The sequence below is a fragment of the Veillonellales bacterium genome, from assembly GCA_039680175.1.
Taxonomy (GTDB): Bacteria; Bacillota; Negativicutes; order JAAYSF01; family JAAYSF01; genus JBDKTO01.
In genome coordinates this window covers 16,347-40,677 of the sequence record JBDKTO010000074.1, presented here as the reverse complement: position 1 = coordinate 40,677, position 24,331 = coordinate 16,347, and the positions used below count along the sequence as shown (strand labels likewise).

The window sequence follows — 24,331 nt, the reverse complement described above, 5'->3', positions numbered from 1 at the left end:
TTGCAAAATGAAGAAAGGGACTGAAGATACAGTCCCTATCACTACCATCCTAGCGTCTTTCTTTAATACGCGCCGCTTTACCGGTAAGATTGCGCAAATAGTACAGCTTCGCCCGACGGACAATGCCGCGGCGCATCACTTCAATTTTATCAACTCGCGGTGAATGCACTGGGAAAGTACGTTCAACCCCTACGCCGTAGGATATCCGCCGAACGGTGAAGGTTTCACGTACGCCGCCGCTTTTGCGATTAATGACCACGCCTTCGAATACCTGAATCCGTTCACGATTGCCTTCGACGACTTTTACATGGACACGGACGGTATCGCCTGGTTTAAATGAAGGAATATCCTTTCGAAGTTGTTCCTGTTCAAGTGCCTGAATCATATTCATTACTAAATTCCTCCTTAATACTAGACGTTCGTACCCTTAGCACAACAGCATAAAAGCAGAGGACCATCCGTTTACACGTTTAAAATTGTATCATATACGCAGCGGAAACTCAAGAAATTTTTGGACCCTGCCACCAGGGTTCGCCTAAAAGTCTGTCTAAAATAATAGCCGCTGCCGCTCGCACCGGTAAATGATTATAATCTCCCGGGCCATAAATTGGATCCAAAATATAATCAAACCGGGCCATAATCTGTTTCTCCATGCCCCACCCTGTGCCAAATAACAGTAAGACGGGACTGCTGCCCGTTTCCAGCTTGGTTCGCAGCTCCCTGTAAGAAACAGCATGGGAAAATGTCCGGGCATCCGTAGCAACCAGAATTGGCTTTACCCCTTCCGCATCTTCTATCCGCGCGACAGCCTTCTCAATATCGGGGATAATATCCACTATGCTGAACGCTTCCCGCCGATCCGGATTATAGCGGCTGCCAAAACCGTCCTGCCAATAATGGATAATATCTTTGGCAAGCGCCGCCTGGCTTTCTAAGGGATGAATGATGAAATATTTTTTTATATTATAAGTCCGCGAGGTACGGGCAATGTCATGGATATCAAAATTAGTAATGGCGGTGGTAATCACCTGACCATTTCTATTATAAATAGGATAATGCACCAGGCCAAGATAAATCGGCGCTCTCATATTAGCCTTCCTCTCGCTCCGCAAGAATTTCCGACAACAGTTTAACATCTTCCTGACTCAGTTGAAACTGCTTCAATAAGTCCGGCCGCCGTTCCAGGGTGTTAAGAATGGATTGCTTCCTTCGCCAGCGTTCAATTTTTGCATGATTACCGGACAATAAAATTTCCGGCACCGACCAGCCATTAAATTCCTGGGGCCGGGTATACTGGGGATATTCTAATAGTCCGTTGTAAAAAGAATCCGCTGGGGCGGACTCACTGGAGCCAAGCACCCCCGGCACTAACCGTGCCACTGCATCAATTACCACCATAGCCGGTAATTCGCCGCCTGTCAAAACATAGTCGCCAATAGAAACAGCTTCATCAGCGACATGCTGCCGAATCCGGTCGTCAATTCCTTCATAATGGCCGCACACAAAGATAAGCTGCTCATACTGGGATAATTGCTGTGTTTTCCGCTGATCTAAGGGATAGCCGCCGGGGCACAGCAAAATAATCCGCCGGTTGGCAATATTAGCAGCGGCAACAATGTCTTGTACCGCCCGATAAATCGGCTCCGGTTTCATGACCATTCCCGCACCGCCGCCAAAAGGACAGTCATCCGTTATGTGATGCTTATCATCGGTGAATTTTCTGGGATTAGTAACATGAATCTGCAATAAATCAGCATCCTGGGCTCGCTTAAGGATGCTGTGCCCCAAGGGGCCCTCGAACATTTCGGGAAATAATGAAACAATATCAATCCGCATAATCTATTCCCATTCTTCCTGGAGTTTTACCATCATCTGTCCATTGGCCACATCGACTTTCTGCACCACTTTTTTTAAAGCCGGTATTAATACAGGTTTGCTTCCTTCTTGCTCAACTACGTAAACATCATTGCTGCCGGTTTCCAGGATATCGGTGATAGTCCCGATATATTTGCCCTGATCAGTATAAACCTGTAACCCAACAATTTGGAAATGATAATACTGTCCTACCGGCAGGGGAACAACATCTTTTTCCTCTACATAAAGTATTTTGCCCTTTAGGCTTTCTACCTCATTTATCGTATTAAAGGTGCGGAATTTTAACAAAACAAACCGATTGTGATATTTTACTTGCTCAATGGTCAAGCAGGTTCTATCTTCTAATAAGATATTTTTTGATTTTTGAAATCGCTGCGGAAAGTCGGTAAGCGGAATAACACGAACGTCACCCCGCACACCGTGCGGGGCAACAATTTTTCCCACTGCAATTAACTGTTCGGCCATAAGATCGACTAACTGCGAAAGGCAATGATTTTACCGTCTTCCAGCAAAATCTCAGTGTTCATAATTTTAGGCAAATTATCGCCTATGCTGACTTCCACTATCCGCTCCAGCGTACCTTGAACAATTTCCGCTCCCTGCTCCAATTGGGCTGTTTCCTTTAGCTTTTCCAACATATTATTTTTAAATTCCAGCCGTTTTTGCTTTTCCAGATCAATTTGCTGTCTAATGGCAATAAGGCCCTGAGCGTCCTGCTTCGCTTGTTCGGTCATCATTCTTTTGGCGTGAAAATCAATTTGCTGCAATTCAATATCCACTTTCTTTATGGCATCCTGAATCTCAACAGCTAATTGTTTTTTCAGGTCTTCGGTAACTTTTGCTTTAATGGTCACCGGACATTTTAACGATATCTTATCCATGTCCTAACCGCCTTTTTAGATAATTTCGATCATAACCTTCTTGTTTTCACGAGTGGCGGCAGCTTTTACTACCGTTCGCAATGCTTTGGCAATACGGCCTTGTTTGCCGATAATCTTTCCCATATCATCCGGGGCTACCCGCAATTCATATACGTCAGCATGGGAATCCAGCGCTTCCGTAACATTGACTTGCTCCGGATTTTTAACTAATGCTTTGGCGATAATTTCAATAAGCTCTTTCATTGTTATTACGCCTCTTTCTTCGTACGCTTCAGTTCATCCCATTTTTTCATAATACCGATCTGGCTTAACAATGCCTTTACAGTATCCGTGGGCTGAGCGCCTTTTTTCAGCCAATCAATTACTTTATCTTCATCGATTTTGATGATTGCCGGGTCTTGCGTGGAATCGTAGTGTCCCAGAATTTCAATAAATCGGCCATCGCGAGGGAAACGGGAATCAGCCACAACTACGCGATAAAAAGGGTTCTTCTTAGCTCCCATACGGTTTAAACGAATTTTAACTGCCACAAAAATCACCTCCTTCATAGAATATCCAGTGAAAATACTATTATCCAAGCTGCCCGCTGATAATGCATCAGCGCATGAATGGCAAGTTAAATCCTCCCAGCCCCTTTTTCCCTTTTTGCATTCCCTGAAGCCGCTTCATCATCTTTTTAGCCTCCGCAAACTGTTTCAGCAGCTTATTAACGGCTTGAACGCGGGTACCGCTGCCCAAGGCAATGCGCTTGCGCCGGCTGCCGTTAATAATAGCCGGATCCCGGCGTTCTTTGATGGTCATGGAACGAATAATGGCTTCAATCTGGCTGAGTTCTTTTTCATCAATCTTGACATCCTGCAGCTTTTTCAGATTACCCATTCCCGGCAGCATGCCCAGTATTTGATCAAGGGGTCCTAATTTACGCACTTGCTGCATTTGATCTAAGAAATCTTCCAGGGTAAAGCTTTCTTTACGAAACTTCTTTTCCATCGCCTTGGCTTGCTCAAGATCAATGGCTGACTCAGCCTTCTCAATCAAGCTAAGCACGTCGCCCATTCCCAGGATTCGCGAAGCCATGCGATCCGGATGAAACGGTTCTAATGCATCTAATTTCTCACCCATACCGGCAAATTTAATTGGCCGGCCGGTTACTGCTTTAACCGACAAAGCTGCGCCGCCCCGGGCATCGCCGTCCAGTTTTGTCAGAATTACGCCGTCCACGCCTAAATCATTATTAAAACTTTCGGCAACAGTGACGGCATCCTGACCTGTCATGGCATCGACAACCAGCAGTATCTCGTGGGGCTGAACAGCCTGCTTAATCGACTTTAATTCCTGCATCAGCTCTTCATTGATATGCAGTCGGCCGGCAGTATCAATAATTACCATATCCCGGGCATGGGACAAGGCATATTCAATTGCCTTTTGAGCGATATCGACAGCATTGCGGCTATCCGGCAGGGAAAATACCGGACAATCTACCTGTTCGCCCAATACCTGCAGCTGTTTAATTGCAGCCGGCCGGTAAATATCGGCTGCCACCAGCAGGGGCTGTTTGCTTTGCTTTTTCAATAAATGTGCCAGCTTACCGGCAGTAGTTGTCTTACCGGCTCCCTGCAAGCCAACCAGCATCACAATCGTCGGCGGACGTGAGGCAATCGTAATCCGGCTTTGTGCGCCGCCCATCAATTCTGTCAGTTCATCATTAACAATTTTTATCACATGCTGGGCCGGGGTCAGGCTCTGCATAACATCTTGTCCCACAGCCCGCGCTTTTATTTTGGCAATAAAGTCTTTCACTACTTTGAAGTTGACATCGGCTTCCAAAAGTGCCATTCGCACTTCCCGCATGGCCTCATTAACATCTGCTTCGGATAATTTACCGCGCCCGCGCAATTTTTTAAAAGTTTGCTGCAGTTTGTCGGCTAATCCTTCAAATACCATGTTACACCTCCCTGGGGGAATCCAGCAATTTGACTAATTGTTCTAACGCCTGATTGATTGCCGAATGCTGCCGGCTGTCTTCCGGTACACCGGCTAACAAATCGTAAATTTTTCGGATGATCAGCTGCTCCCGCTGGTAACGTTCCACCAGCCGCAGCTTCTGCTCATATTCTTCCAATGTTTGTTCCGCCCGCCGCAGTATATCATAAACGGCCTGACGGGAAACATGGAAGTCATCGGCGATTTCCGCAAGGGAATAGTCATTCAAATAATGCATTTTGATACACTGCTGCTGCTTATCCGTAAGTAAAGCACTGTAAAAATCAAACAACAGGCCCATACGTAAAATTTTATCCAACACGGTAACATCACCTATTTACTAACAAGGAAACACTTTACAAAAATTAATTATAAAGAATACCGCAGCTGCTGTCAAGTATTTTTACTTGTCACCGAATAATGCCTTGGCAAAATCCCCGGGCACAAATGGCCGCAAATCGTTAACACCTTCACCAACGCCAATCCATTTTACCGGTATATGCAGTTCAGCGTTAATGGCTACGACCACGCCGCCTTTAGCCGTACCGTCCAATTTGGTCAGTACCACACCGGACACGTCGGCTGTTTCAGCAAAAATTTTAGCCTGATTCACCGCATTTTGACCGGTAGTAGCGTCAAGCACCAGCAAGGTTTCGTGCGGCGCTCCCGGCAGCTCGCGGGCAATAACCCGGTTGATTTTTTTCAGTTCTTCCATTAAATTGGCTTTCGTATGAAGGCGTCCTGCCGTATCGATAAGCAAAATATCGGCTTTTTTGGCTTTTGCCGATTGTACGGCATCAAAAGCGACCGCCGCCGGATCCGAGCCTTCCGTCTGCTTGATTACGTCGGCTTTGATCCGTTTGCCCCAGATTTCCAATTGGTCAATAGCGGCCGCCCGAAATGTGTCGCCGGCGGCCAGCATGACCTTGCAGCCTTGCTGATGATAAAAATTCCCCAGCTTGCCAATCGTGGTGGTTTTTCCTACCCCGTTTACCCCGACTACCACTATCACGGTGGGCGGATTTACCGCCAATTGGGTAGCAGGTGAAGCTTGGGCTAAGATAGCGCTGATCTTTTCTTCTAAGAAAGGTTTTAACTGCTCCGGCGATTGAATCTCTTTGGCCTTTATGCCCGCTCTCACAGCAGCCATCAATTTAGCGGTAGTTTGCACCCCCACGTCAGCACAGAGCAGTACTGCTTCTAAATCATCAAGAAATTCATCATCAATTTGGGCATAGCCAATAACCAGCTGCTCGATTTTTTCCGTAAAACCTTTCCTGGTTTTTTCTAAACCCGATTTTAATTTATCAAAGAAACCCATTATAAAAAACCTCCGTTGTTCGATAGCGAATTACCCGGCTTTTTCGGTAAATTTGACGGATACAAGCCGAGAAACGCCTGCTTCTTCAATAGTAACGCCATGCATAACATCCGCTGCCTCCATGGTTCCCTTACGATGGGTTACTACAATAAACTGAGTATGCTGCGAGTACTCTCGCAAAAAATTACTGAATCGCTGTAAATTAGCCTCATCCAAAGGAGCATCAATTTCGTCAACTACGCTAAAGGGGGCCGGACGGTACGTTAAAAAGGCAAATAACAGCGCAATTACCGTTAAGGCACGTTCGCCGCCCGATAGGGAAACCAGATTTTGCTGCTTTTTCCCGGGGGGCTGAACAAAGATTTCAATTCCTGTTTCCAGCATGTTCTTGGGGTCTGTTAATACCAAATGCGCTTTGCCGCCGCCAAATAATTTCACAAATATGTCGCCAAAGTACTCATTAATCTTGCGTAAGGCCGCAGAAAATTGTTTCGCCATGGTTGAATCAATGTCGTGAAGCAGGGATGACAAATAATCTTGGGCAGCTACAAGATCCTGACATTGCTTTTGCAAAAATTGGTAACGTTCCCGCAAGCGCTGATACTCTTCAATCGCAGCCGGATTAACCGGTCCCAGTTCGGTTATTTCCCCTTCTAAATCCCGGATCATAGCTGTCAATTGAATATTTGTCTCAGAACGGCGTAAAGAATGAGCCTCTGCCACTGTCAGTGAATATTGCTCGCTTAATTCACTGATGCAATGTGTAACCGCATAATTATATTTTGTATCAAGCAGCTCTACTTCATGCAATCTGTTTTGCAGATCGCTAGCGGCGCGGCGCAGCTCCTTCAATTCTTGTTCCGACCGCTGCATGGCGCCAAGAGTGGCTGCTTTTTTTGCATACAGCTGCTGATATTCCTGCTCCCGTTGTATTTTTTGGTTGGCAAGTTCCGTCCGTTTGGCCGTAATAATTGACATTTCCTGTCCCAATTCGGCTATCTGCTTCTCCAGAGCTGATTTTTCTTCCATCAGACTCTGGAGTTGAGCCTGAATCACAGCGTTATCCTCGCGATACTGGTTTAAGGTATTGATTAACGAAGATAATTCTTGCTGCAAGGCTGAAAGCATGACTTTGTCGTCCGTAATCCCGGCATTTAGCTGCTCACGGGATAACTGCATTTCCTTCAGCGTTGTCTGCCATTGCTGCACTGACTGCTGCTGTTTTACATCGTCGCTTTCCAGTTTTTTTACCCGGGCTTTACTTTGCACCAGATTCAAATCCAGTTGCTGGTGTTCTTGCCGACAGTCTTCAATTTCAGCCGTTATGGCGGAAATCGCCAAACTAATCCGGGTACTGTCATCATGGACTTTTTCCCGGCGAATTTCCAATTCAGCCTGACGCAGCTCGCCTTTCTGATATTCGTCAGTGACAGACTGCAGTTGTGCCTCAAGTTCAGATAATGTTCTTTGATCGCTTTTTCTGTTCCGCTCCGCAGCAGCTAACTTTGTTTTTGTATCATTAATTTTTTCTTTACATTTTTCAATTTCATTGCTGCGGCTGAGAAAGCTGGTTTCCCGCCGACGGATACTGCCCCCGGTCATTGATCCGCCGGGATTCAGCAATTCGCCTTCCAGCGTTACTACTTTCAAGCGAAAAGAGCTTTGTTTGGCAATGCGCAAGGCAATATCAATGTGATCCACAATGATAATGCGTCCCAGGAGATAGGCAGCGATTTTTTGGTAACGTCTGTCATACGTAACAAGATCGGCCGCCAAGCCAATCGCCCCGACTGCATGGGAAGCGCTGATTTCCATTTCCTGCGGCAATTGGGGGTGAACAGTAGTAAGGGGCAGAAAGGTGGCTCGTCCCAATTTATGGTTTTTTAAAAAAGTTATCGCCTGTTTCGCAATTTCATCATTTTCTGTAACGATATGCTGTACAGCACCGCCAAGGGCAATTTCAATTGCGGTGACATAAGGATCCGGAACAGTTAAAATTTGACCGACTGCGCCACAAATCCCGACACGCCAGTCTTCGTTGCTGTTCAACACACTTTTAATTCCCCGGCCGAATCCTTCATATTCTTCCTGCATGCCGACCAGGATCCGCCGGCGGGAAATGAATTCATTCAATTGGCTCTGCAAGCTGGTTTCCTGCCCGGCTGATTGTTGTAACGAACACTGCAAGTCTGCTTTCCGGCTGGCAAGTTGTTCCTGCTGAGCCTTAAGCTGCTGCTGCAATATCGCCGCCGCCTGCTGGTCTTGACAAATCTTTGTTTCCAGCTGCCGGGCTGCAGTAAGCTGTGTATTGTGTTCGTTACGCTCATGTGCGTAATTGACATGACGCTGTTGAATCCTGATTAAATCGCGTTCCGCGGTAGCAATCGCGTTCCGTTCGTTCATCAGCGCTTGTAAATAGCCCAAGGCCTGTTCTTTGCCGGCTTCCATTTGCTGTTCATGCTTATTCATACTCTGGATAATTTGTTCCCGTTGTGTTGTTTTTACAGTTAAATTCTCTGTCAGCTGCTGTTCCTGCAGCTGTTTTTGCGTTATTTTGTCTTTCAGGCAGCTGCTCTGCCTTTGCAGCTCTTGCTGTTGTTTTTGATTGCGGAACTCATCCTCGGTTAGCCGTTTTTGTATCTGCTTACTTTGGTTAACACGTTCATTCGAAATACCGATCTGTCCATCCATTCGTTCTAATTCCGCCGCAGTCTGACTAATTGCAGTCGCTACTTGTGCAATCGCTTCATCCGTTTGCTCTAATTCGGTCGATAAACGTTCTTTATCCGTTTCCTTTAAGGTTAATCGGGTACTCGTCGTGATTGCAGAATCAGCAAGTGTCTGCTTTTGCAACGAAGCACTTTCCAGCATTTTTTCCGCTTTACTTAATTTTTCTAGTAACACCGTCACTTGGCAGGTAATCAGTTCATTATGAAGTTTATTATATTTTTGAGTTCGCGCCGCACTTTGGGATAAAGGAACAAGCTGAGTTTCAATTTCAGTGGTAATGTCGCCAACCCTGACGAGATTTTGGCGGGTATCCTCAAGTTTGCGCAAGGCCTCTTTCTTGCGCTGCTTATATTTTGTTATGCCGGCAGCATCCTCAAATAAGAGACGGCGGTCTTCTGCCTTACTATTTAATATTTCATCAATTTTATTTTGACCGATGATCGTCATGGAATCCCGGCCTAATCCCGTATTGGACAATAAATCATGAATATCTTTTAACCGACAATGGGCTTTATTAATAAAATATTCACTGTCACCGGAACGGAATACTCGACGGGTGATAGTCACTTCATTAAAATCCAAAGGCAGAGACCCGTCGCTATTATCAAAAGTCAGAGTTACTTCCGCAACTCCCATCGGCCGGCGCCCGGAGCTGCCGGCAAAGATTACGTCTTCCATTTTAGCGCCCCGCAAATTCCGGATGCTTTGCTCGCCTAATGCCCAGCGAATGGCATCTGAAATATTGCTTTTGCCACTGCCGTTAGGACCTACAATAGCGGTTACCCCACGACCAAATTCTACTTCTGTTTTGTCCGCGAACGATTTGAATCCGTAAGCTTCCAGCTTTCGCAACAGCAAGTATCCATCACCACACATTTTCAGCATCTATTCATAAATTTTACCACGTGGCCGCTATTTACACAAGAATTGCGAAAAAAACCTGTTTGCGGCAGCAAAACAGGTTTTTTATCAATTTAGCGAGGCTCTACGATAAAGCGTATAGCGGTACGCTCTTCCCCGTCAATCGATATTTCGGCAAAGGCAGGTATGGTAATTAGATCAATTCCGTTAGGGGCGATAAATCCCCGGGCAATAGCAATTGCTTTAATCGACTGATTTACGGCTCCGGCACCAACTGCCTGTAATTCGGCAGAGCCGTGTTCCCTAAGCACGGCGGCGAGGGCACCTGCTACAGATTTGGGGTTCGATTGTGCAGATACTTTAAGAACTTCCATTACGTAACCTCCTTTTAGTATGCGGGGTCCTACTAATAAAAGTATTCTACACATTTCCTAAAAATTCCTGTATTCGGATATTTATCCTTAAATCCTGCACCATTTAGCACTGAGTAAGCATATTAGGGTCGATAAGATAAGTAGTATTTTGATACTCAATCGCTAATTGCCCGCTGCTGTCACTGTCAGCAGTCAGACGCAAAACCATTCGCGGATACCTTTCTCTCCATTGCCGTACATTTCCATTAGCAAGGCCGCGTAATTTGGAGGTGTCCTTAGAATGATGATGAACAACCACACTGCCATAAATCACCGGAAACTGTTCCAGAAATCCGGCAAGCATTTGATTAAAAAGATAAGCATCTACCAGTTCACCGAAAGCGGGATGAAACGGTCCGCCAAGAACAACCTGGGGATCGGCCAGCGCTTGAGTCGCCTGAAGTCCGGTGCGAATAACCGGTATGCCCGCACGTTCAAAAGAAAATTTCATAAAGGCTGAGCGGACAACTGCCGTTTGCAGCGACAATGGCTGATATTTCCGCTGCTGATAGAGTTGGGCTAAAGGAGTATCGGCAATTACTACGGTCGGATAGATTCGCACAAAATGCGGTTTAAGCTCAATCGCTTTTTGGGTGGTAATCGCCAAAACGGTCTTGTCCTCCTTTGGCAGCCCTACCATGAACTGAAGGCCATATTGAATGTCAAATGATTGCAAAATGGCTACCGCATTTACGATATCGTTATAAGTATGGCCCCGGCAAACAGCCTGCAGCACTTGATCATCCAGCGATTGAGCCCCTATTTCGATAACGGAAACGCCCAACGCCAGCAAGTGATTCACAATTTCTACAGAAATACAGTCGGGACGGGTGGAAAGGCGAATGGCGTGAATCGTGCCGGCTTGCAGCAGCTTGAAGGCCGGTAGCAGCAAATTACGCTGTATATCCAGGGGTAATGCGGTAAAGCTTCCTCCATAATAAGCTACTTCTACATGGCGCTTTTCAGTCAGTCTGGCCAAATATTTTTCAATAATGCCTGTAACTTCACCGGCTGTAACCGGAGTAGCTGCCCCGGTAATTTTTTGTTGATTGCAAAATACGCACTGATGGCTGCAGCCGTAATGAGGAATAAAGATAGGAATAATAAAATGTTTCACATACGATCCCCCATATACCGAATGGGCAGCCTGATTGGCCGCCCATTTTTATCTTTCACGTACTTTTAACTGAATCAAAGCTTGTTTAGCCGCCTGCTGCTCAGCTTCCTTCTTGCTTCTGCCAATGCCGCAGCCAAGGCGGCTGGAGTTTATAATGACTGCAACTTCAAAAGTTTTGTCATGATCAGGACCGCTTTCACGGGTGATTTCATAAACAATTCTGCTGTCACTGTTCTTCTGTACCACTTCCTGCAGCAAAGTTTTATAATCCTGAACCGATTCACCGCGCTCTGCTAACAAAATATCATCATGAAGTTGTTTTAAGACAAACTGACTGGCATGTTGAAGACCTTGATCCACATAAATAGCGCCAATGATCGCTTCAAAAGAATCTGCCAGAATAGAAATCCGCTCACGACCGCCGGAAGCCATCTCACCCTTGCCTAACAACAAATATTCACCCAGCCCAAGGGCTGCCGCCCGGCAAGACAAAGTATGTTCGCAGACGATAATAGCTCTGGATTTGGTTAGTTCTCCTTCGGGAAGATCAGGAAAGCGACGAAACAGGTAGTCACTAATAATTAAATCCAATACTGCATCCCCTAAAAACTCTAAACGTTCGTTATGCACAACTCCGGAATTCTTTGATTCATTTGCATACGAAGTATGAGTAAGCGCCTGATGCAGAATTTTAGAATCTGTAAAGGTAATATCCAAGGTTTTGCATAATGCATCCAATGCCTGAACACGCTGGCGATTCCGCTGACTATTCTTCATATTGAAGCTAAGATGGATATTTTTTTACTACTATCGTTGCATTATGCCCACCAAAGCCAAAAGAATTGGATATAGCCACATTGACTGCCTGTCGGCGTGCCTGATTCGGCACATAATCTAAATCCAGATCTACATCCGGAGTCTGATAATTAATAGTTGGCGGTATGATTCCTTCTGCTATAGTAAGCACACTGGCAATACATTCAATACCGCCGGCTGCACCTAAAAGATGTCCCGTCATGGATTTGATCGAGCTGACTGCCAATTTGTAAGCATGATCACCAAACAGAGACTTAATCGCCAGGGTTTCATTTTTATCGTTGAGCGGGGTAGACGTACCGTGGGCGTTAATATAATCTATGTCGGTAACTTCCATCCCGGCATCACGAATTGCCAGCGCCATACATTGCGCCGCCTGGGCTCCTTCAGGTGCCGGCGCAGTAATGTGAAATGCGTCCGCATTAAATCCATAGCCTGCCATTTCCGCATAAATATGAGCATCTCTGGCTAAAGCATGTTCCAAAGATTCTAACACAACTATACCGGCACCTTCGCCCATAACAAAGCCGTTACGGTCTTTATCAAAAGGACGCGAGGCTTTTTCCGGCTCTTCGTTGCGGGTAGACAAGGCCTTCATCGAACAAAAACCAGCTACAGCCGCCGGAGAAATAGAAGCTTCCGTTCCGCCGGCTACCATTACATCCGCATCACCCCGCTGAATGATTTTAAAAGCATCGCCAATCGAATTGGTTCCTGTGGCACAAGCCGTAATGACACAGCTGCTGGGGCCCTGCAGGCCAAACGTAATGGAAGTCTGGCCTGCTGCCATATTGGCAATCATCATCGGTACAAAGAAAGGACTAATCCGGCCAGGTCCCTTGTCAAACAGCACCTTAAACTGGTCATTTAAGGTTTCGATCCCGCCAATGCCGGTTCCGATTACCGTGCCGATCCGTTTACGATCTTCCTTTTCTAAGTCGATGTTTGCGTCTTCAAAAGCCATCTTCGTAGCGGCAACGGCAAATTGCGTAAAGCGATCCATCCGCTTCGCTTCTTTTTTATCTATATAGTTTGCCGGTTCAAAGTCTTTGACTTCACCGGCGATTTGGGTCGAATAATCGCTGGGATCAAACCGGGTAGTACGACCTATGCCCGATTTCCCGGCAATAAGCGATTGCCAGAATTCATTCCTGCCGATTCCCACAGGAGTGATAGCGCCCAAACCTGTAATTACAACGCGTTTTTTCAAACCTTTCACCTCACACTAAATTGTATACCAATTGCAGAGTCGAAACAGCAACTCCTTATAAAATGCTTGTCAGGCACTAAAGTTGTTCAACCTCGGCTATGATACGTGCAAATATTTCTCGAACCGATAATATTTCATCTATTTTATGAATGTACTCGCCAGTAAATACCAATCCTGTTTCCAAGTCTCCCTGCTGCGCCCGAATCAATGCTTTAATAATACAGAAGTTTCGGGCACAATGTTTGAGACAGGCATCACAATCGGTGGGAATTGGCGCAGCATCTTCAAGAATTTTCGCAACAAACGGATTTTTAATCGCCCTCCCGGGAAGTCCTACCGGACTTTTAATCAATACTACATCCTCCGGCTTGGCTTTCAAATAAAATTCCTTTAAGGCTGGAGCAGCATTTGATTCTTCACTGGCGGCAAACCTTGTGCCCATTTGAACGCCATCGGCGCCTAATTTCAACGTTTCAACAATATCCCTTCCCGCCATAACCCCGCCGGCGGCGATAATCGGAATTGCAACAGCCTTTCTAATATCGGGGATTAATACGCGCATAGATTGATCGGTGCCTAAATGACCGCCGGCTTCTTTTCCTTCCACAACAACGGCTGAAGCACCCAGTGTCTGTGAAATTTTAGCAAGCTTAACTGACGAAACAATCGGGACAATTGGCGTACCGGACGCTTTTCCCATCCCAAACATATCCCGGGAGAACCCGGCGCCCGCTACAATGAGATCTATACCCTCTTCAATCGCTGTTCTCAGGAGACCGGCGAATTCTCGCGCGGCTACCATAGCGTTGATACCAATAATTCCTGTAGTAAGTGAACGTGCCAGACGAATTTCATACCGCAATTCATCAAAGCTCATGCCGGAAGCAGCGATTAAGCCAATCCCGCCTTGCTCGGCAACCGCCGCCGCCAAACGGGCAGTAGATAAACGAATGGCCATGCCTCCTTGTACAATAGGTACTTTGGCCACAAGATGGCCTATTCTCAGTTCTGGAAGTTTCAAGCAATAACTCCTCCATTCAGTAGACATCACCTTTAAGAAAGCCCCGCGAAACAAAACATATTTCACGGGGACCTTCTTTTTACAGGTACTACCTTACCCTTGCTTTTCCTGATCTATGTAGGTCACAGCGTCTTTAACAGTTTTGATTTTTTCTGCCACTTCGTCAGGAATCTCAATATTAAATTCCTCTTCAAATGCCATAATTAACTCAACAATATCAAGCGAATCGGCGCCCAGATCATCAATAAAAGTGGAATCGATGGCAACATCGGCTGCTTCAACACCGAGTTGTTCTACAACGATTTCTTTTACTTTATCAAAAGTTGTCATGAAATTCACCTCCTTCCAAGGTTTTTACTTTACTTTACTTACATTACCATACCACCATCAACATTCAAAATCTGACCAGTGATATAACCGGCACCGTCAGATACAAAAAACATGACGGCAGCAGCAACATCTTCGGGAGTACCTAACCTAGCCAAAGGAATCTTGGCCGCCAGCTCCGTTTTAACCTGTTCAGATAGAACTGCTGTCATATCTGTGGCAATAAATCCGGGCGCAACAGCATTAACAGTAATTCCCCGGGGAGCCAGTTCTTTGGCCGCAGCCTTGGTAAAGCCGATAACACCGGCTTTGGCTGCCGCATAATTAGACTGCCCGGCATTGCCCATAATGCCAACGACCGATGCCATGTTAACGATTTTGCCGCTTCTTTGTTTCATCATAATGCGGGATACTGCCTTAGTACAATGAAAAACGCCGGTTAAATTAGTATTCAGCACGGCTTCCCAATCTTCTTTTTTCAGCCGCATTAGAAGATTATCACGGGTAATCCCAGCATTATTGACTAAAATATCAATCCGGCCAAACTCTTCCATCGCTTGTTTGATCATACCCTCCACGGCTTCTGAGTTGGCAACATCTGCCTGTATCAGTAATGCTTGACCACCTTTTGCCGTAATTACACTTTGTACTTCTTGTGCCGCAACCACATTACCGGCATAATTAATGACTACTTTAGCTCCCGCTTTTGCTAATTCCAGTGCAATCCCGCGGCCAATTCCCCGGGATGCGCCAGTAACAATTGCCACTTTACCGTCTAAAAGCATTTTAACGAACCTCCTTGAAATAATCAAGGCTTTTTTCCAAAGAGTCTACATTTTCAACGTTCAGCGTCCGAATTTCTTTACTAATCTTTTTATTAAATCCTGTTAATACTTTGCCTGGACCAACCTCAACCATGGTTGTGGCGCCGAAACGCATAATTTCGTCAATACAGTCCTCCCAATGCACCGGATTGGCGGCCTGCGAAACCAGTGATTCTTTAATCAAACTTTCCTGTACAAGAACCTTACCGGTTACATTCGCTACGACAGGAATGACTGCATCCCGAATTTGTACTTTATTTAATTCAGCTGCCAATTTTTCTGCCGCCGGCTGCATTAACGTGCTATGAAAAGGAGCACTAACCGGCAGCAGAATAGCCCGTTTGGCGCCTGCCGCTTTTAAAGCTTCAACCGCCCGGGAAACGGCAGCTGTTTTACCGGCTATGACAACCTGACCGGGGCAATTGAAATTAACGGCTTGAACCGGCCCGTATTGCTCCTGTGTGGCTTTACATACAGCAACGACGGCTGCACGGTCCATTCCCAGAATAGCGGCCATGCTTCCCTGTCCCAGGGGAACTGCCTCCTGCATGAATTGCCCCCGTTTACGGACCAGTTGAACGGCATCACGGAAGGATAATGAACCGGCGGCAACGAGTGCAGAATATTCCCCCAGACTATGGCCGGCAACAATATCCGGCAATAGGCCATGTTGTTTTAATATTTCATAACAGGCGATACTCACGGTTAAAATCGCCGGCTGTGTGTTAAAGGTCTTGCGCAGTTCTTCTTCCGGACCGTCAAAACATAAAGCGGTAATAGAAAATCCTAAAGCCTGATCAGCAGCTTCAAATACAGCTTTCGCCACGGCAAAACTATCGTAAAGATCCTTTCCCATTCCCACAGTTTGAGAACCCTGCCCGGGAAAAACAAAGGCTAATTTAGTCATATGTTAACTCTCCCCTATTATAATTTGACAATTGAATTCAAACTAGCCATTACCTGAGGAATTTCTCGAATCATGTCCTGAATGATCGCATTCACCGATTTTACTTCATTCACCATACCGGCAATTTGTCCGATCATGACAGAACCATATTCCATATCGCCGTCTTGGGCTGCGGCGCGAAGTTTTCCTGCTCCCAGCTTTTCTAATTTTTCCGGCGATACTCCCTGCTTTTCCAATTCCGCGTACTCTCTGGTTAATTTATTGGCAATCACGCGTACCGGATGTCCTGTCGAAACCCCGCTAAGCACCGTAGAACGTTCTTTTGAATGTATAACGGCCTGTTTGTAATTCGGGTGAACCATACACTCCTGGGAAGCGACGAAGCGGGTTCCTATTTGCACGCCCTGGGCCCCTAACGCAAATGAGGCCATAATTCCGCGGCCGTCAGCTATACCGCCGGCGGCAATAACCGGTATATTCACCGCATCCACAACTTGGGGCACCAAAGCCATGGTCGTAACCTCACCGACATGACCGCCGCTTTCCATACCTTCGGCAATAACCGCATCAACCCCAACGCGTTCCAGCCGTTTCGCTAAAGCGACTGATGCTACTACCGGAATCACTTTGCTGCCGATTTCTTTCAGCGCCGGAATATATTCTCCGGGATTACCGGCTCCGGTAGTAATAACAGGAACATGTTCATCAATAACAACCTGCATAACCTCTTTGACAAAAGGCGACATCAGCATGATATTAACGCCAAAAGTATGAGTTGTCAAAGTTTTTGTTTTTTGAATTTCCTGGCGTAACGCGTCCGGGGGCATATGGCCTGCACCAATCACGCCCAAGCCGCCGGCATTGGAAACAGCAGCCGCCAATTCTGCAGTAGCCACCCACGCCATGCCACCTTGAAGAATCGGATATTTAATATTAAAAATCTGGCATAGTTTACTGTTAAACAATAGTTTTATCCTCCCTGCTCCATTTTATAACGCAGGCGGCCCAAGTTAAGCCTGCGCCAAATCCCACAAGTTCTACAATATCTCCTTTTTTAATTTTTCCGGCATCAACTGCTTCTTTTAATGCAATAGGAATGGATGCAGCGGAAGTATTTCCGTATTTTTCTACGTTAACAAATACTTTTTCCATAGAAAGCTTTAATCGTTTAGCCGCCGATTGGATAATTCGAATATTGGCCTGATGGGGAATTAAGCAATCAATGTCTTTGTGGCTTAAACCGGCATTTTTCAATGCTTTTAAAGCAGCCTCGCCCATGACCCTAATGGCAAATTTAAACACTTCGTTCCCTGCCATATGGACAAAATGCTTCTTTTGGGAAACCGTTTGATCAGAAGCAGGCAGTCTGGAGCCGCCGGCCGGAAGTTTTAAAAACTCACCACCGGCACCTTCGGCCCCCAATTCTATCCCTAAAATACCATAACCGGATTCGACAATGCCTATCACTGCCGCCCCCGCGCCATCACCAAACAGTACGCAGGTATTACGGTCGGTCCAGTCGATAATTTTAGAAATAGTTTCAGCCCCGATTACTAATACCTTCTGATAAAGTCCTGTTTGAACAAATTGGCCGCCGACCACCAGACTATAAACAAATCCGGAACAGCCGGCCGTTAAGTCAAAAGCCGCCGCATGGGAAGCCTTTATTTTATCTTGAATAATACAGGCGACCGAGGGGAAAGCCATATCCGGCGTAGCAGTGCCTACAATGATAAGATCAAGTTCATCGGCTGTAACTCCCGCATCTTCCAGCGCTTTTTGCGCAGCGCATACTGCCAGGTCGGAAGTTGCTGTTTCCGGTCCGGCAATACGGCGTTCTTTAATTCCTGTACGATCAACAATCCATTGGTCGGATGTATCCACCATTTTTTCTAAATCCTGATTTGTCACTACCTTTTCCGGTACGCAATATCCTAGCCCGATAATACCGACTGCTTTATTCTCATTCATTATTGAGGACATCCTCCTTTGCTATATTTTCCCGAATATGTGCAACAACTCTTTTTTCAGTAAACTCATTTGCAACCCGTATAGCATTTTTAATTGCTTTTGCCTTGGAACTGCCGTGGCAAATAATAAATCCGCCATCAACTCCCAGCAAAGGAGCGCCGCCATATTCCGCCGGATCCAGCTTCTTTTTCAGTCGCCGCAATGCAGGCAGAACCATCATCGAAGCCAGCTTGGTAAAGAAACCGCTGCTTTTGATCTCGGTTTTTACTAACTGCATAATTGCACTGGCAAGGCCTTCACCGAATTTCAATACCACATTGCCAACAAAACCGTCGCAAACAACGACATCGACAGATCCCTTAGGAATATCCCGTCCTTCTACGTTCCCAATAAAGTGAACAGTTTTTAATTGCTGTAGCAAAGGAAAAGTATTTAATGCTTGTTCATTGCCTTTTGTTTCTTCTTCGCCAATATTTAATAATCCCATCCGGGGATTATGTATACCCAGCACATATTCCGCATATATTGAACCCATGATCGCACTCTGCACCAAATGTTTCGGCTTGCTATCCACATTTGCGCCGGAATCCAGCACTACCGTCGTGCCGGTAAGATTGGGAATCGGCGTAGCAATTGTCGGCCTTTCAATTCCTTTAATGCGTCCTAAACCGAACAAAGCCGCAGCTGCAGCTGCTCCTGTACTGCCGGCTGAAACAACGGCATCACAGCTGCCTTCTTTTACTAATTTAGTGGCCACAACAACGGATGCGTCTTTCTTTTTACGAACTGCCGCACCGGGATGCTCATGCATTTCAATGACTTCACTGGCATGGTGAATACTGATTTTAGAATTCTTAGCTTCTCCATATCGCATAAGAACCTGTGCAATTTTCTCCTGGTCACCTACTAAAACGATTTCACATTGATACTTTGCAGCAGCTTCGATTGCTCCCAAAACCACTTCCAGCGGTGCATAGTCCCCACCCATGGCATCAACGGCAACCTTCATCAAATATCTCCCCTCATTGTTCCAACGAAACCATTATAAATTTAGCACGAAAAACCTCTTGCCGATCATTTCTAGTTTTAACCCAAATAAAATATTTATTGCCTCTTTTTTTCACTATTTCCGCTTTCGCAACGAGTTTATCGCCAATACACACCGGAATTTTATATTTAATATTAGCCACACCGGTTACGGCTATCGGAGCATCGATCACCGCAACGGCCAAAGAATTGGCTTGGGAAAAAACATAATGCCCGCGTGCTACCTGCGTCTTTTCAAAGACCATATCGGGTGTAATCGTCATAATTGAAATCCCTGTTTTACCTAATTCCAAATCAATTAATTCACCAATTACATCGCCACCGGCAATGGCTTTCAACTTTGTTTGCGCATTCTCCGCCATTTGCTTAGTCCGTTCCCGCAATTCGGGTATTCCAAGCTCTAAACGATCCAGGCGGATGGTTTGAACGCTGACATGGAGCTGTACAGCAAGTTCCTCATCCCGCAGGAACGGACTGCTGCGCAGTTTCTCCTTTAAAATATCCTGTCTTATTTTTTTGTGAACGCGTACCATACCATCACCTAGTTTTATCAGCTAGTACTAATATCAGTTGATAGTATTTATTATAACCAGTCGCAACTAAAAACACAAGAAAAAACAAAAGGAGCAAAATAAAAGTTTATCGACTCTTATCTTGCTCACACTTTTGTATATTATTCTGCTTTTACAACTTCCTTGCCGTTATAATAACCACATTCCGGACATACGCGGTGCGGCATTTTTAACTCGTGACATTGAGGACAGACAATAAAACCGGGTACCGTTAATTTCCAATTTGCCCGACGCTTGTCACGACGAGCCTTAGACATTTTACGCTTTGGTACTGCCATATAGTACACACCTCCTTAAAAACAAATACAAAAATACATATACCTATTTAGGCAAAAGCTGCTGTAATGCCGCAAGTCGCGGATCAATAACACTCCGCTCGCACGTGCATTTCGCAAGGTTCAAATTCGTACCGCACTGGGGACACAACCCCTTACAGTTTTCGCTGCAAAGTTTTTTTAACGGTTGGGCCAACAATATACTTTCACGTACAAGTTCGCTAATATCAATTTCGTCCCCCTGAAAATAACTACTATCCGAAGTATCCGCCTCGGCTTTATCGCCTTCCCGATACGTTTCCGCAAAAGGAATCTTCAGCGGCACAGTATAATTCTCCAGACAGCGGTCACACTGATATGCGCCGATGGTTTCAATAACACCGGAAATCTCTAATCCACTACCGTTAGCCATAACTGTTCCCGAAACGGAAACAGGGGTATTGACTCCCGGTTGGTCGTCATCTAAAGCCAATTCTTTAGTAGAAGTAATGAAATGAAAGGTTCTCAAGGTACCCGCAGCATTTTGAGCCTCAAAAACATTAATTATCATCATTTTCCACCTCAGCCTTCATCTATTATAGCGGCACTATTAAGCTTTGTCAAGAAATCCGGTGATAGAAGCATACTCTTTACTATGGTTGTAAGCGGCAGGCTTACAGATGACAAATCATTTTCGTGTCGCGGGCAATCATCAGTTCTTCATTCGTTGGAATGACAAACAATTTAACTTTTGCCCCGTCAACACTAATTTCCTGAGCTTTTCCCCGGATATTATTCTTTTGGTCATCTATTTTGGTACCGAGGTAGTCCAGCCCTTCACAAATTTTTGCCCGCATACTGATTGAATTTTCACCCAGCCCGGCAGTAAATACAATAGCATCCACACCATTCATCGCGGCAGCATAGCTTCCTATATATTTTAATACTCTATAAGCAAACACGTCTAACGCCAGCTGCGCCCTTTTATTACCTTTATCAGCGGCAGCTTCGATATCGCGGAAATCACTGGATACTCCGGATACCCCCAGAACACCGGACTTTTTATTTATATAGGAATCAATTTGAGCGGCCGTCATATTTTCTTTTTTCATCAACAGCGGCAGAATGGCCGGATCTAAATCACCGCAGCGAGTACCCATTACCAAGCCTTCCAGCGGAGTAAGTCCCATGCTGGTATCAATGCACTTACCATTTTTGACAGCCGCAATACTGGAGCCGTTACCAAGATGACAGGTAATGATCTTCAAATTAGAAATATCCCGCCCCATCATTTTCGCCACAGACTGAGAGACAAAGCGATGGGATGTGCCATGGAATCCGTAGCGTCTTATCCCATATTTTTCATAAACTTCGTAAGGCAAGCCATAAATATACGCTTTTGGCGGCATAGTTTGATGGAAAGCAGTATCAAAAACTCCAACCTGAGGAACTCCGGGCATAAGTTCTGCACAAGCATTCACGCCAAGAATATTAGGCGGATTATGTAATGGAGCCATCTCAATGCATTTTTCCAAAGCGGCCATAACTGCCGGCGTAATAAGAACAGAATCAGCAAATTCTTCGGCTCCGTGAACTACACGGTGACCAACGGCGGCAATTTCTTTCATGCTGCTAATCACACCGTGCTTGGCGTCCATTAAGGCGTCTACCACGAGTTTAATAGCGATACTATGATTTTTGATATCCGCTTTAACTACGGTTTTTTCTTTGCCACTGGGCTGATGGGTTAAAACTGAACCCTCAATGCCAATTCGTTCCACGAGTCCTTTCGCTAACACAGATTCATCTGTCATGTCAAACAGTTGATACTTAAGAGACGAGCTGCCACAATTTACCACTAAAACCTTCACCCTAAATCCTCCTTAACCTAACCTGTTATTATGTATTTATATTTTACAGTCCTTGGACCATACATTTTGTTTATTATTCAACACCAATACTGTATTCCCTGCAATTCAGCAGAACTATTATTTAAAAAATACTGTTCGGCGGTAATTATGCAGGATAAACAATATTTTCCCCGAAATTACTGCCAGAGTTTACAAAAATTTATTAGCAAAGGAGATCAAGCATGCAGGCTGTGGGATTAATCGTAGAATATAATCCTTTTCACAACGGGCATCAATGGCATGTACAGCAAGCAAAAAAGCGCTCCGGTTGTTCGGCAGCCGTCGGCGTAATGAGCGGAAACTTTGTCCAACGCGGCGAACCGGCCATCCTCGACAAATGGACCAGAGCCGAAATGGCCATACAAGGCGGCGTGGATTTAGTCTTGGAACTGCCGGTAATGTTTGCTGTCCGCAGTGCCCAGTTTTTTGCGGCCGGAGCCGTTCGCTTGTTAAATTCTTTAGGAGTTGTAGAAAAGATCTGCTTTGGGGCCGAAAATGCAAATCAGGCACAATTTGAAAAGATTACCATGGCAAGAGAACACCCACAATTCAATACAGCACTGCGCCGGCAGCTTCGAGCAGGCTCTCCCTATGCGGCAGCATTGGGAAGGACCATTGAGAAATCATGTGGTGTCGACTCCGCTGTAGTAAGCTCTCCCAATAATATTTTGGCCTTTGAATATCTTCTGGCCATACGAAAATATGCGCCGAATCTGCTGCCGATTATGATTGACCGCCATCAGTCAGGCTATCACGATCAGGAAATTACGAGTCCTTTTGCCAGTGCTGCCGCTATCCGGCAGGCGCTTCTCGCCAACGGCCCTGCGGGGAATAAAAAGCTTCAGGCAGCACTGCCTAAAACCAGTTTTGAACTTATCCTCTCCCGACTGAAAGAGCAGCGGGGCCCGGTTACTATCGATTTATTTTCGCAAATGGCTTTATACAAATTGCGCAGCTTATCCCCGGAAGATTTACGGCGGCTGCCTGATGTCAGCGAAGGTCTCGAAAATAGGATCCGCGATTGTGCCCTGCAAGCCGGCAATATTCAGGAATTTTATTACTTATTAAAAAGCAGGCGCTACACCATGACTCGCCTGCAGCGCAGCGTAATTCACGTTTTACTGGGATTAACGAAAACGGACGCCGGTCTGGCCGATAAAAATGGCCCGTTATATGCCCGCGTATTGGCGTTCAATCAACAAGGCCGACACATACTGAAAGCACTAAACGATACGGCCAGCATTCCCATCATAAATAAAACAGCAGCCTTCTTAACCAGTAAGCAGCTCCGCGGCTGCCGTGAAAGTCTGCCGCCGCTGCAGCGCATGCTGGCTGCAGACATATTCGCCAGTGACGTTTATGCTTTGGGACTGCCTACGGCTCGTTGGGCCGCAGGCGGGTGGGATTTCCGTCATTCGCCCCGCTACATTCCGTCGCTTCCAGCGCAATCAAACGTTTGATTTCCGGCAGCATTGCCTCCGCTGCTTTTTCCCCCAAAGCAACGCACTCATCAATGGATTGAAAAGAACTTGGCGATATATGCGCCACCTCCGGCCGAATCAATACATCGCACGGATACTGATGATGTTTAAACAATTCACGCTCCATAATATCAATGGATTGAATCATTACATCAAACATATTTGTTATACTGCACACAGTACCGGCGTGGGCCAAATCAACGGCAATCACGATATCCGCTCCCATACGGCGCGCCACATCAATCGGCGTGGGATCAAGCACTGCCCCGTCAACCAGCAGCATGTCATCAATCTGGCAGGGTACAAATATACCGGGTACAGAAATACTGGCTCGTACCGCCTGGGCAAGATCGCCTTCGGTAAATACGATTTCCCGGCCATGGTTGATTTCCGTAGCAACAACTGCCAGAGGAATGTCCAGATCGGCAAAATTCTTTTTCTGCGTTAACAATCGAACCGTGTTCAATACTTTTTCCCCGGAAACAACTCCCATTTTAGGAATGACAAAATCCAGCCAATACCGTGGTTTTAAATGCTTTGCCAATTTTATAATTGTTTCCGGCTTCTGTCCGGAGCAATACAACGCTCCAATCATACTGCCAATGCTGCAGCCGGCAATACAGTCGATATTGATTTTTTCTCTTTCCAGGACCTTAAGCACACCAACATGGGCTAGCCCTCTCAATCCACCGGAACCAAGCGCTAAACCTATTTGGAGACGCACACCACCACTCCCTTGTTCAATATGACCGATATGTTTTTAGTTATAATACCTTTCTCCTTTCATATATATATAATGCTTGCGGCATA

General features: G+C 45.8%; 28 protein-coding genes. 1 reads left to right on the top strand and 27 read right to left on the bottom strand.

The features are described from left to right. Positions 1–49: 49 nt before the first annotated feature. From rplS to ABFC84_12100, 26 genes are all read right to left on the bottom strand, one after another. A complete protein-coding gene (gene rplS / locus ABFC84_12225; protein MEN6413500.1) occupies positions 50–391 on the bottom strand; it encodes a 50S ribosomal protein L19 in 342 nt (113 codons plus the stop codon). A 109-nt stretch (positions 392–500) separates the two neighbouring features. Beyond that, a complete protein-coding gene (locus tag ABFC84_12220; GenBank protein MEN6413499.1) occupies positions 501–1,088 on the bottom strand; it encodes an RNA methyltransferase in 588 nt (195 codons plus the stop codon). Between the two features lies 1 nt (position 1,089). Further along, complete coding sequence (gene trmD / locus ABFC84_12215; protein MEN6413498.1) at positions 1,090–1,836, bottom strand: tRNA (guanosine(37)-N1)-methyltransferase TrmD; 747 nt, start codon at positions 1,834–1,836, stop codon at positions 1,090–1,092. Between the two features lie 3 nt (positions 1,837–1,839). Further along, complete coding sequence (gene rimM, locus ABFC84_12210) at positions 1,840–2,340, bottom strand: ribosome maturation factor RimM (protein ID MEN6413497.1); 501 nt, start codon at positions 2,338–2,340, stop codon at positions 1,840–1,842. 8 nt (positions 2,341–2,348) lie between these two features. Further along, on the bottom strand, positions 2,349–2,756 hold the full coding sequence (locus tag ABFC84_12205; GenBank protein MEN6413496.1) for a YlqD family protein: 408 nt from the start codon (positions 2,754–2,756) through the stop codon (positions 2,349–2,351). Between the two features lie 15 nt (positions 2,757–2,771). Then, a complete protein-coding gene (locus tag ABFC84_12200) occupies positions 2,772–2,999 on the bottom strand; it encodes a KH domain-containing protein (protein MEN6413495.1) in 228 nt (75 codons plus the stop codon). 5 nt (positions 3,000–3,004) lie between these two features. Continuing rightward, positions 3,005–3,286 (bottom strand): 30S ribosomal protein S16, encoded by a 282-nt coding sequence (gene rpsP / locus ABFC84_12195; GenBank protein ID MEN6413494.1) that lies wholly within the window; start codon positions 3,284–3,286, stop codon positions 3,005–3,007. Between the two features lie 67 nt (positions 3,287–3,353). Next, complete coding sequence (gene ffh, locus ABFC84_12190; GenBank protein MEN6413493.1) at positions 3,354–4,700, bottom strand: signal recognition particle protein; 1,347 nt, start codon at positions 4,698–4,700, stop codon at positions 3,354–3,356. Position 4,701: 1 nt separating this feature from the next. Then, positions 4,702–5,061 (bottom strand): YlxM family DNA-binding protein, encoded by a 360-nt coding sequence (ylxM, locus tag ABFC84_12185; GenBank protein MEN6413492.1) that lies wholly within the window; start codon positions 5,059–5,061, stop codon positions 4,702–4,704. Positions 5,062–5,142: 81 nt separating this feature from the next. Then, positions 5,143–6,060, bottom strand: a complete 918-nt coding sequence (gene ftsY / locus ABFC84_12180) for a signal recognition particle-docking protein FtsY (protein MEN6413491.1) — start codon at positions 6,058–6,060, stop codon at positions 5,143–5,145. A 30-nt stretch (positions 6,061–6,090) separates the two neighbouring features. Then, positions 6,091–9,675, bottom strand: a complete 3,585-nt coding sequence (gene smc, locus ABFC84_12175) for a chromosome segregation protein SMC (GenBank protein ID MEN6413490.1) — start codon at positions 9,673–9,675, stop codon at positions 6,091–6,093. Positions 9,676–9,764: 89 nt separating this feature from the next. Continuing rightward, positions 9,765–10,025 carry a stage V sporulation protein S gene (locus ABFC84_12170; GenBank protein ID MEN6413489.1) on the bottom strand — a complete coding sequence of 87 codons (261 nt, stop codon included), beginning with the start codon at positions 10,023–10,025 and terminating at the stop codon, positions 9,765–9,767. 103 nt (positions 10,026–10,128) lie between these two features. Continuing rightward, positions 10,129–11,181, bottom strand: a complete 1,053-nt coding sequence (locus tag ABFC84_12165; protein ID MEN6413488.1) for a radical SAM protein — start codon at positions 11,179–11,181, stop codon at positions 10,129–10,131. A 48-nt stretch (positions 11,182–11,229) separates the two neighbouring features. Then, positions 11,230–11,958 (bottom strand): ribonuclease III, encoded by a 729-nt coding sequence (rnc, locus tag ABFC84_12160; GenBank protein ID MEN6413487.1) that lies wholly within the window; start codon positions 11,956–11,958, stop codon positions 11,230–11,232. Between the two features lie 7 nt (positions 11,959–11,965). Then, positions 11,966–13,207, bottom strand: a complete 1,242-nt coding sequence (fabF, locus tag ABFC84_12155) for a beta-ketoacyl-ACP synthase II (protein ID MEN6413486.1) — start codon at positions 13,205–13,207, stop codon at positions 11,966–11,968. A gap of 76 nt (positions 13,208–13,283) precedes the next feature. After that, complete coding sequence (locus ABFC84_12150) at positions 13,284–14,228, bottom strand: nitronate monooxygenase (GenBank protein MEN6413485.1); 945 nt, start codon at positions 14,226–14,228, stop codon at positions 13,284–13,286. A 93-nt stretch (positions 14,229–14,321) separates the two neighbouring features. Next, positions 14,322–14,558 carry an acyl carrier protein gene (locus tag ABFC84_12145; GenBank protein ID MEN6413484.1) on the bottom strand — a complete coding sequence of 79 codons (237 nt, stop codon included), beginning with the start codon at positions 14,556–14,558 and terminating at the stop codon, positions 14,322–14,324. Positions 14,559–14,596: 38 nt separating this feature from the next. Beyond that, positions 14,597–15,340 (bottom strand): 3-oxoacyl-[acyl-carrier-protein] reductase, encoded by a 744-nt coding sequence (fabG, locus tag ABFC84_12140; protein MEN6413483.1) that lies wholly within the window; start codon positions 15,338–15,340, stop codon positions 14,597–14,599. A 1-nt stretch (position 15,341) separates the two neighbouring features. Further along, on the bottom strand, positions 15,342–16,286 hold the full coding sequence (fabD, locus tag ABFC84_12135) for an ACP S-malonyltransferase (protein ID MEN6413482.1): 945 nt from the start codon (positions 16,284–16,286) through the stop codon (positions 15,342–15,344). A gap of 17 nt (positions 16,287–16,303) precedes the next feature. Then, positions 16,304–17,251 (bottom strand): enoyl-[acyl-carrier-protein] reductase FabK, encoded by a 948-nt coding sequence (fabK, locus tag ABFC84_12130; GenBank protein MEN6413481.1) that lies wholly within the window; start codon positions 17,249–17,251, stop codon positions 16,304–16,306. After that, on the bottom strand, positions 17,244–18,260 hold the full coding sequence (locus ABFC84_12125; protein ID MEN6413480.1) for a beta-ketoacyl-ACP synthase III: 1,017 nt from the start codon (positions 18,258–18,260) through the stop codon (positions 17,244–17,246). The genes fabK and ABFC84_12125 overlap by 8 nt, the downstream gene beginning before the upstream one ends. Beyond that, positions 18,250–19,266 carry a phosphate acyltransferase PlsX gene (gene plsX, locus ABFC84_12120; GenBank protein ID MEN6413479.1) on the bottom strand — a complete coding sequence of 339 codons (1,017 nt, stop codon included), beginning with the start codon at positions 19,264–19,266 and terminating at the stop codon, positions 18,250–18,252. The genes ABFC84_12125 and plsX overlap by 11 nt, the downstream gene beginning before the upstream one ends. Before the next feature lie 13 nt (positions 19,267–19,279). Next, positions 19,280–19,837: a transcription factor FapR gene (fapR, locus tag ABFC84_12115; protein ID MEN6413478.1), complete on the bottom strand. Its 558-nt coding sequence runs from the start codon at positions 19,835–19,837 to the stop codon at positions 19,280–19,282. Positions 19,838–19,977: 140 nt separating this feature from the next. After that, positions 19,978–20,154 (bottom strand): 50S ribosomal protein L32, encoded by a 177-nt coding sequence (gene rpmF / locus ABFC84_12110; GenBank protein MEN6413477.1) that lies wholly within the window; start codon positions 20,152–20,154, stop codon positions 19,978–19,980. Positions 20,155–20,197: 43 nt separating this feature from the next. Beyond that, positions 20,198–20,701, bottom strand: coding sequence for a DUF177 domain-containing protein (locus ABFC84_12105; protein MEN6413476.1), 504 nt, complete (start codon positions 20,699–20,701; stop codon positions 20,198–20,200). Positions 20,702–20,804: 103 nt separating this feature from the next. Next, positions 20,805–22,001 carry an acetate kinase gene (locus ABFC84_12100; protein ID MEN6413475.1) on the bottom strand — a complete coding sequence of 399 codons (1,197 nt, stop codon included), beginning with the start codon at positions 21,999–22,001 and terminating at the stop codon, positions 20,805–20,807. A gap of 221 nt (positions 22,002–22,222) precedes the next feature. Between ABFC84_12100 and ABFC84_12095 the strand changes: the two genes are divergently transcribed. Then, the gene (locus tag ABFC84_12095; protein MEN6413474.1) at positions 22,223–23,500 is read left to right on the top strand and encodes a nucleotidyltransferase; all 1,278 of its coding nucleotides are present in this window, start codon (positions 22,223–22,225) and stop codon (positions 23,498–23,500) included. Here ABFC84_12095 and ABFC84_12090 read toward each other — a convergent pair. Further along, entirely contained in the window at positions 23,415–24,245 is an 831-nt protein-coding gene (locus tag ABFC84_12090; GenBank protein MEN6413473.1) for a patatin-like phospholipase family protein, read from the bottom strand. The genes ABFC84_12095 and ABFC84_12090 overlap by 86 nt on opposite strands. Between the last annotated feature and the right edge of the window lie 86 nt (positions 24,246–24,331).

What these genes read in the sequence shown, in the direction of transcription:
- smc (MEN6413490.1), bottom strand. Translation starts at nt 9,675, where the DNA reads ATGCTGAAAATGTGTGGTGATGGATACTTGCTGTTGCGAAAGCTGGAA.
- rimM (MEN6413497.1), bottom strand. Translation starts at nt 2,340, where the DNA reads ATGGCCGAACAGTTAATTGCAGTGGGAAAAATTGTTGCCCCGCACGGT.
- plsX (MEN6413479.1), bottom strand. Translation starts at nt 19,266, where the DNA reads ATGAAGGTTGCCGTTGATGCCATGGGTGGGGACTATGCACCGCTGGAA.
- fabG (MEN6413483.1), bottom strand. Translation starts at nt 15,340, where the DNA reads ATGCTTTTAGACGGTAAAGTGGCAATTGTTACTGGCGCATCCCGGGGA.
- ffh (MEN6413493.1), bottom strand. Translation starts at nt 4,700, where the DNA reads ATGGTATTTGAAGGATTAGCCGACAAACTGCAGCAAACTTTTAAAAAA.
- ABFC84_12105 (MEN6413476.1), bottom strand. Translation starts at nt 20,701, where the DNA reads ATGATAATTAATGTTTTTGAGGCTCAAAATGCTGCGGGTACCTTGAGA.
- ABFC84_12095 (MEN6413474.1), top strand. Translation starts at nt 22,223, where the DNA reads ATGCAGGCTGTGGGATTAATCGTAGAATATAATCCTTTTCACAACGGG.
- ABFC84_12200 (MEN6413495.1), bottom strand. Translation starts at nt 2,999, where the DNA reads ATGAAAGAGCTTATTGAAATTATCGCCAAAGCATTAGTTAAAAATCCG.
- fapR (MEN6413478.1), bottom strand. Translation starts at nt 19,837, where the DNA reads ATGGTACGCGTTCACAAAAAAATAAGACAGGATATTTTAAAGGAGAAA.
- fabD (MEN6413482.1), bottom strand. Translation starts at nt 16,286, where the DNA reads ATGACTAAATTAGCCTTTGTTTTTCCCGGGCAGGGTTCTCAAACTGTG.
- trmD (MEN6413498.1), bottom strand. Translation starts at nt 1,836, where the DNA reads ATGCGGATTGATATTGTTTCATTATTTCCCGAAATGTTCGAGGGCCCC.
- rpmF (MEN6413477.1), bottom strand. Translation starts at nt 20,154, where the DNA reads ATGGCAGTACCAAAGCGTAAAATGTCTAAGGCTCGTCGTGACAAGCGT.
- ABFC84_12170 (MEN6413489.1), bottom strand. Translation starts at nt 10,025, where the DNA reads ATGGAAGTTCTTAAAGTATCTGCACAATCGAACCCCAAATCTGTAGCA.
- ABFC84_12220 (MEN6413499.1), bottom strand. Translation starts at nt 1,088, where the DNA reads ATGAGAGCGCCGATTTATCTTGGCCTGGTGCATTATCCTATTTATAAT.
- rplS (MEN6413500.1), bottom strand. Translation starts at nt 391, where the DNA reads ATGAATATGATTCAGGCACTTGAACAGGAACAACTTCGAAAGGATATT.
- ABFC84_12145 (MEN6413484.1), bottom strand. Translation starts at nt 14,558, where the DNA reads ATGACAACTTTTGATAAAGTAAAAGAAATCGTTGTAGAACAACTCGGT.
- ABFC84_12205 (MEN6413496.1), bottom strand. Translation starts at nt 2,756, where the DNA reads ATGGATAAGATATCGTTAAAATGTCCGGTGACCATTAAAGCAAAAGTT.
- rnc (MEN6413487.1), bottom strand. Translation starts at nt 11,958, where the DNA reads ATGAAGAATAGTCAGCGGAATCGCCAGCGTGTTCAGGCATTGGATGCA.
- ftsY (MEN6413491.1), bottom strand. Translation starts at nt 6,060, where the DNA reads ATGGGTTTCTTTGATAAATTAAAATCGGGTTTAGAAAAAACCAGGAAA.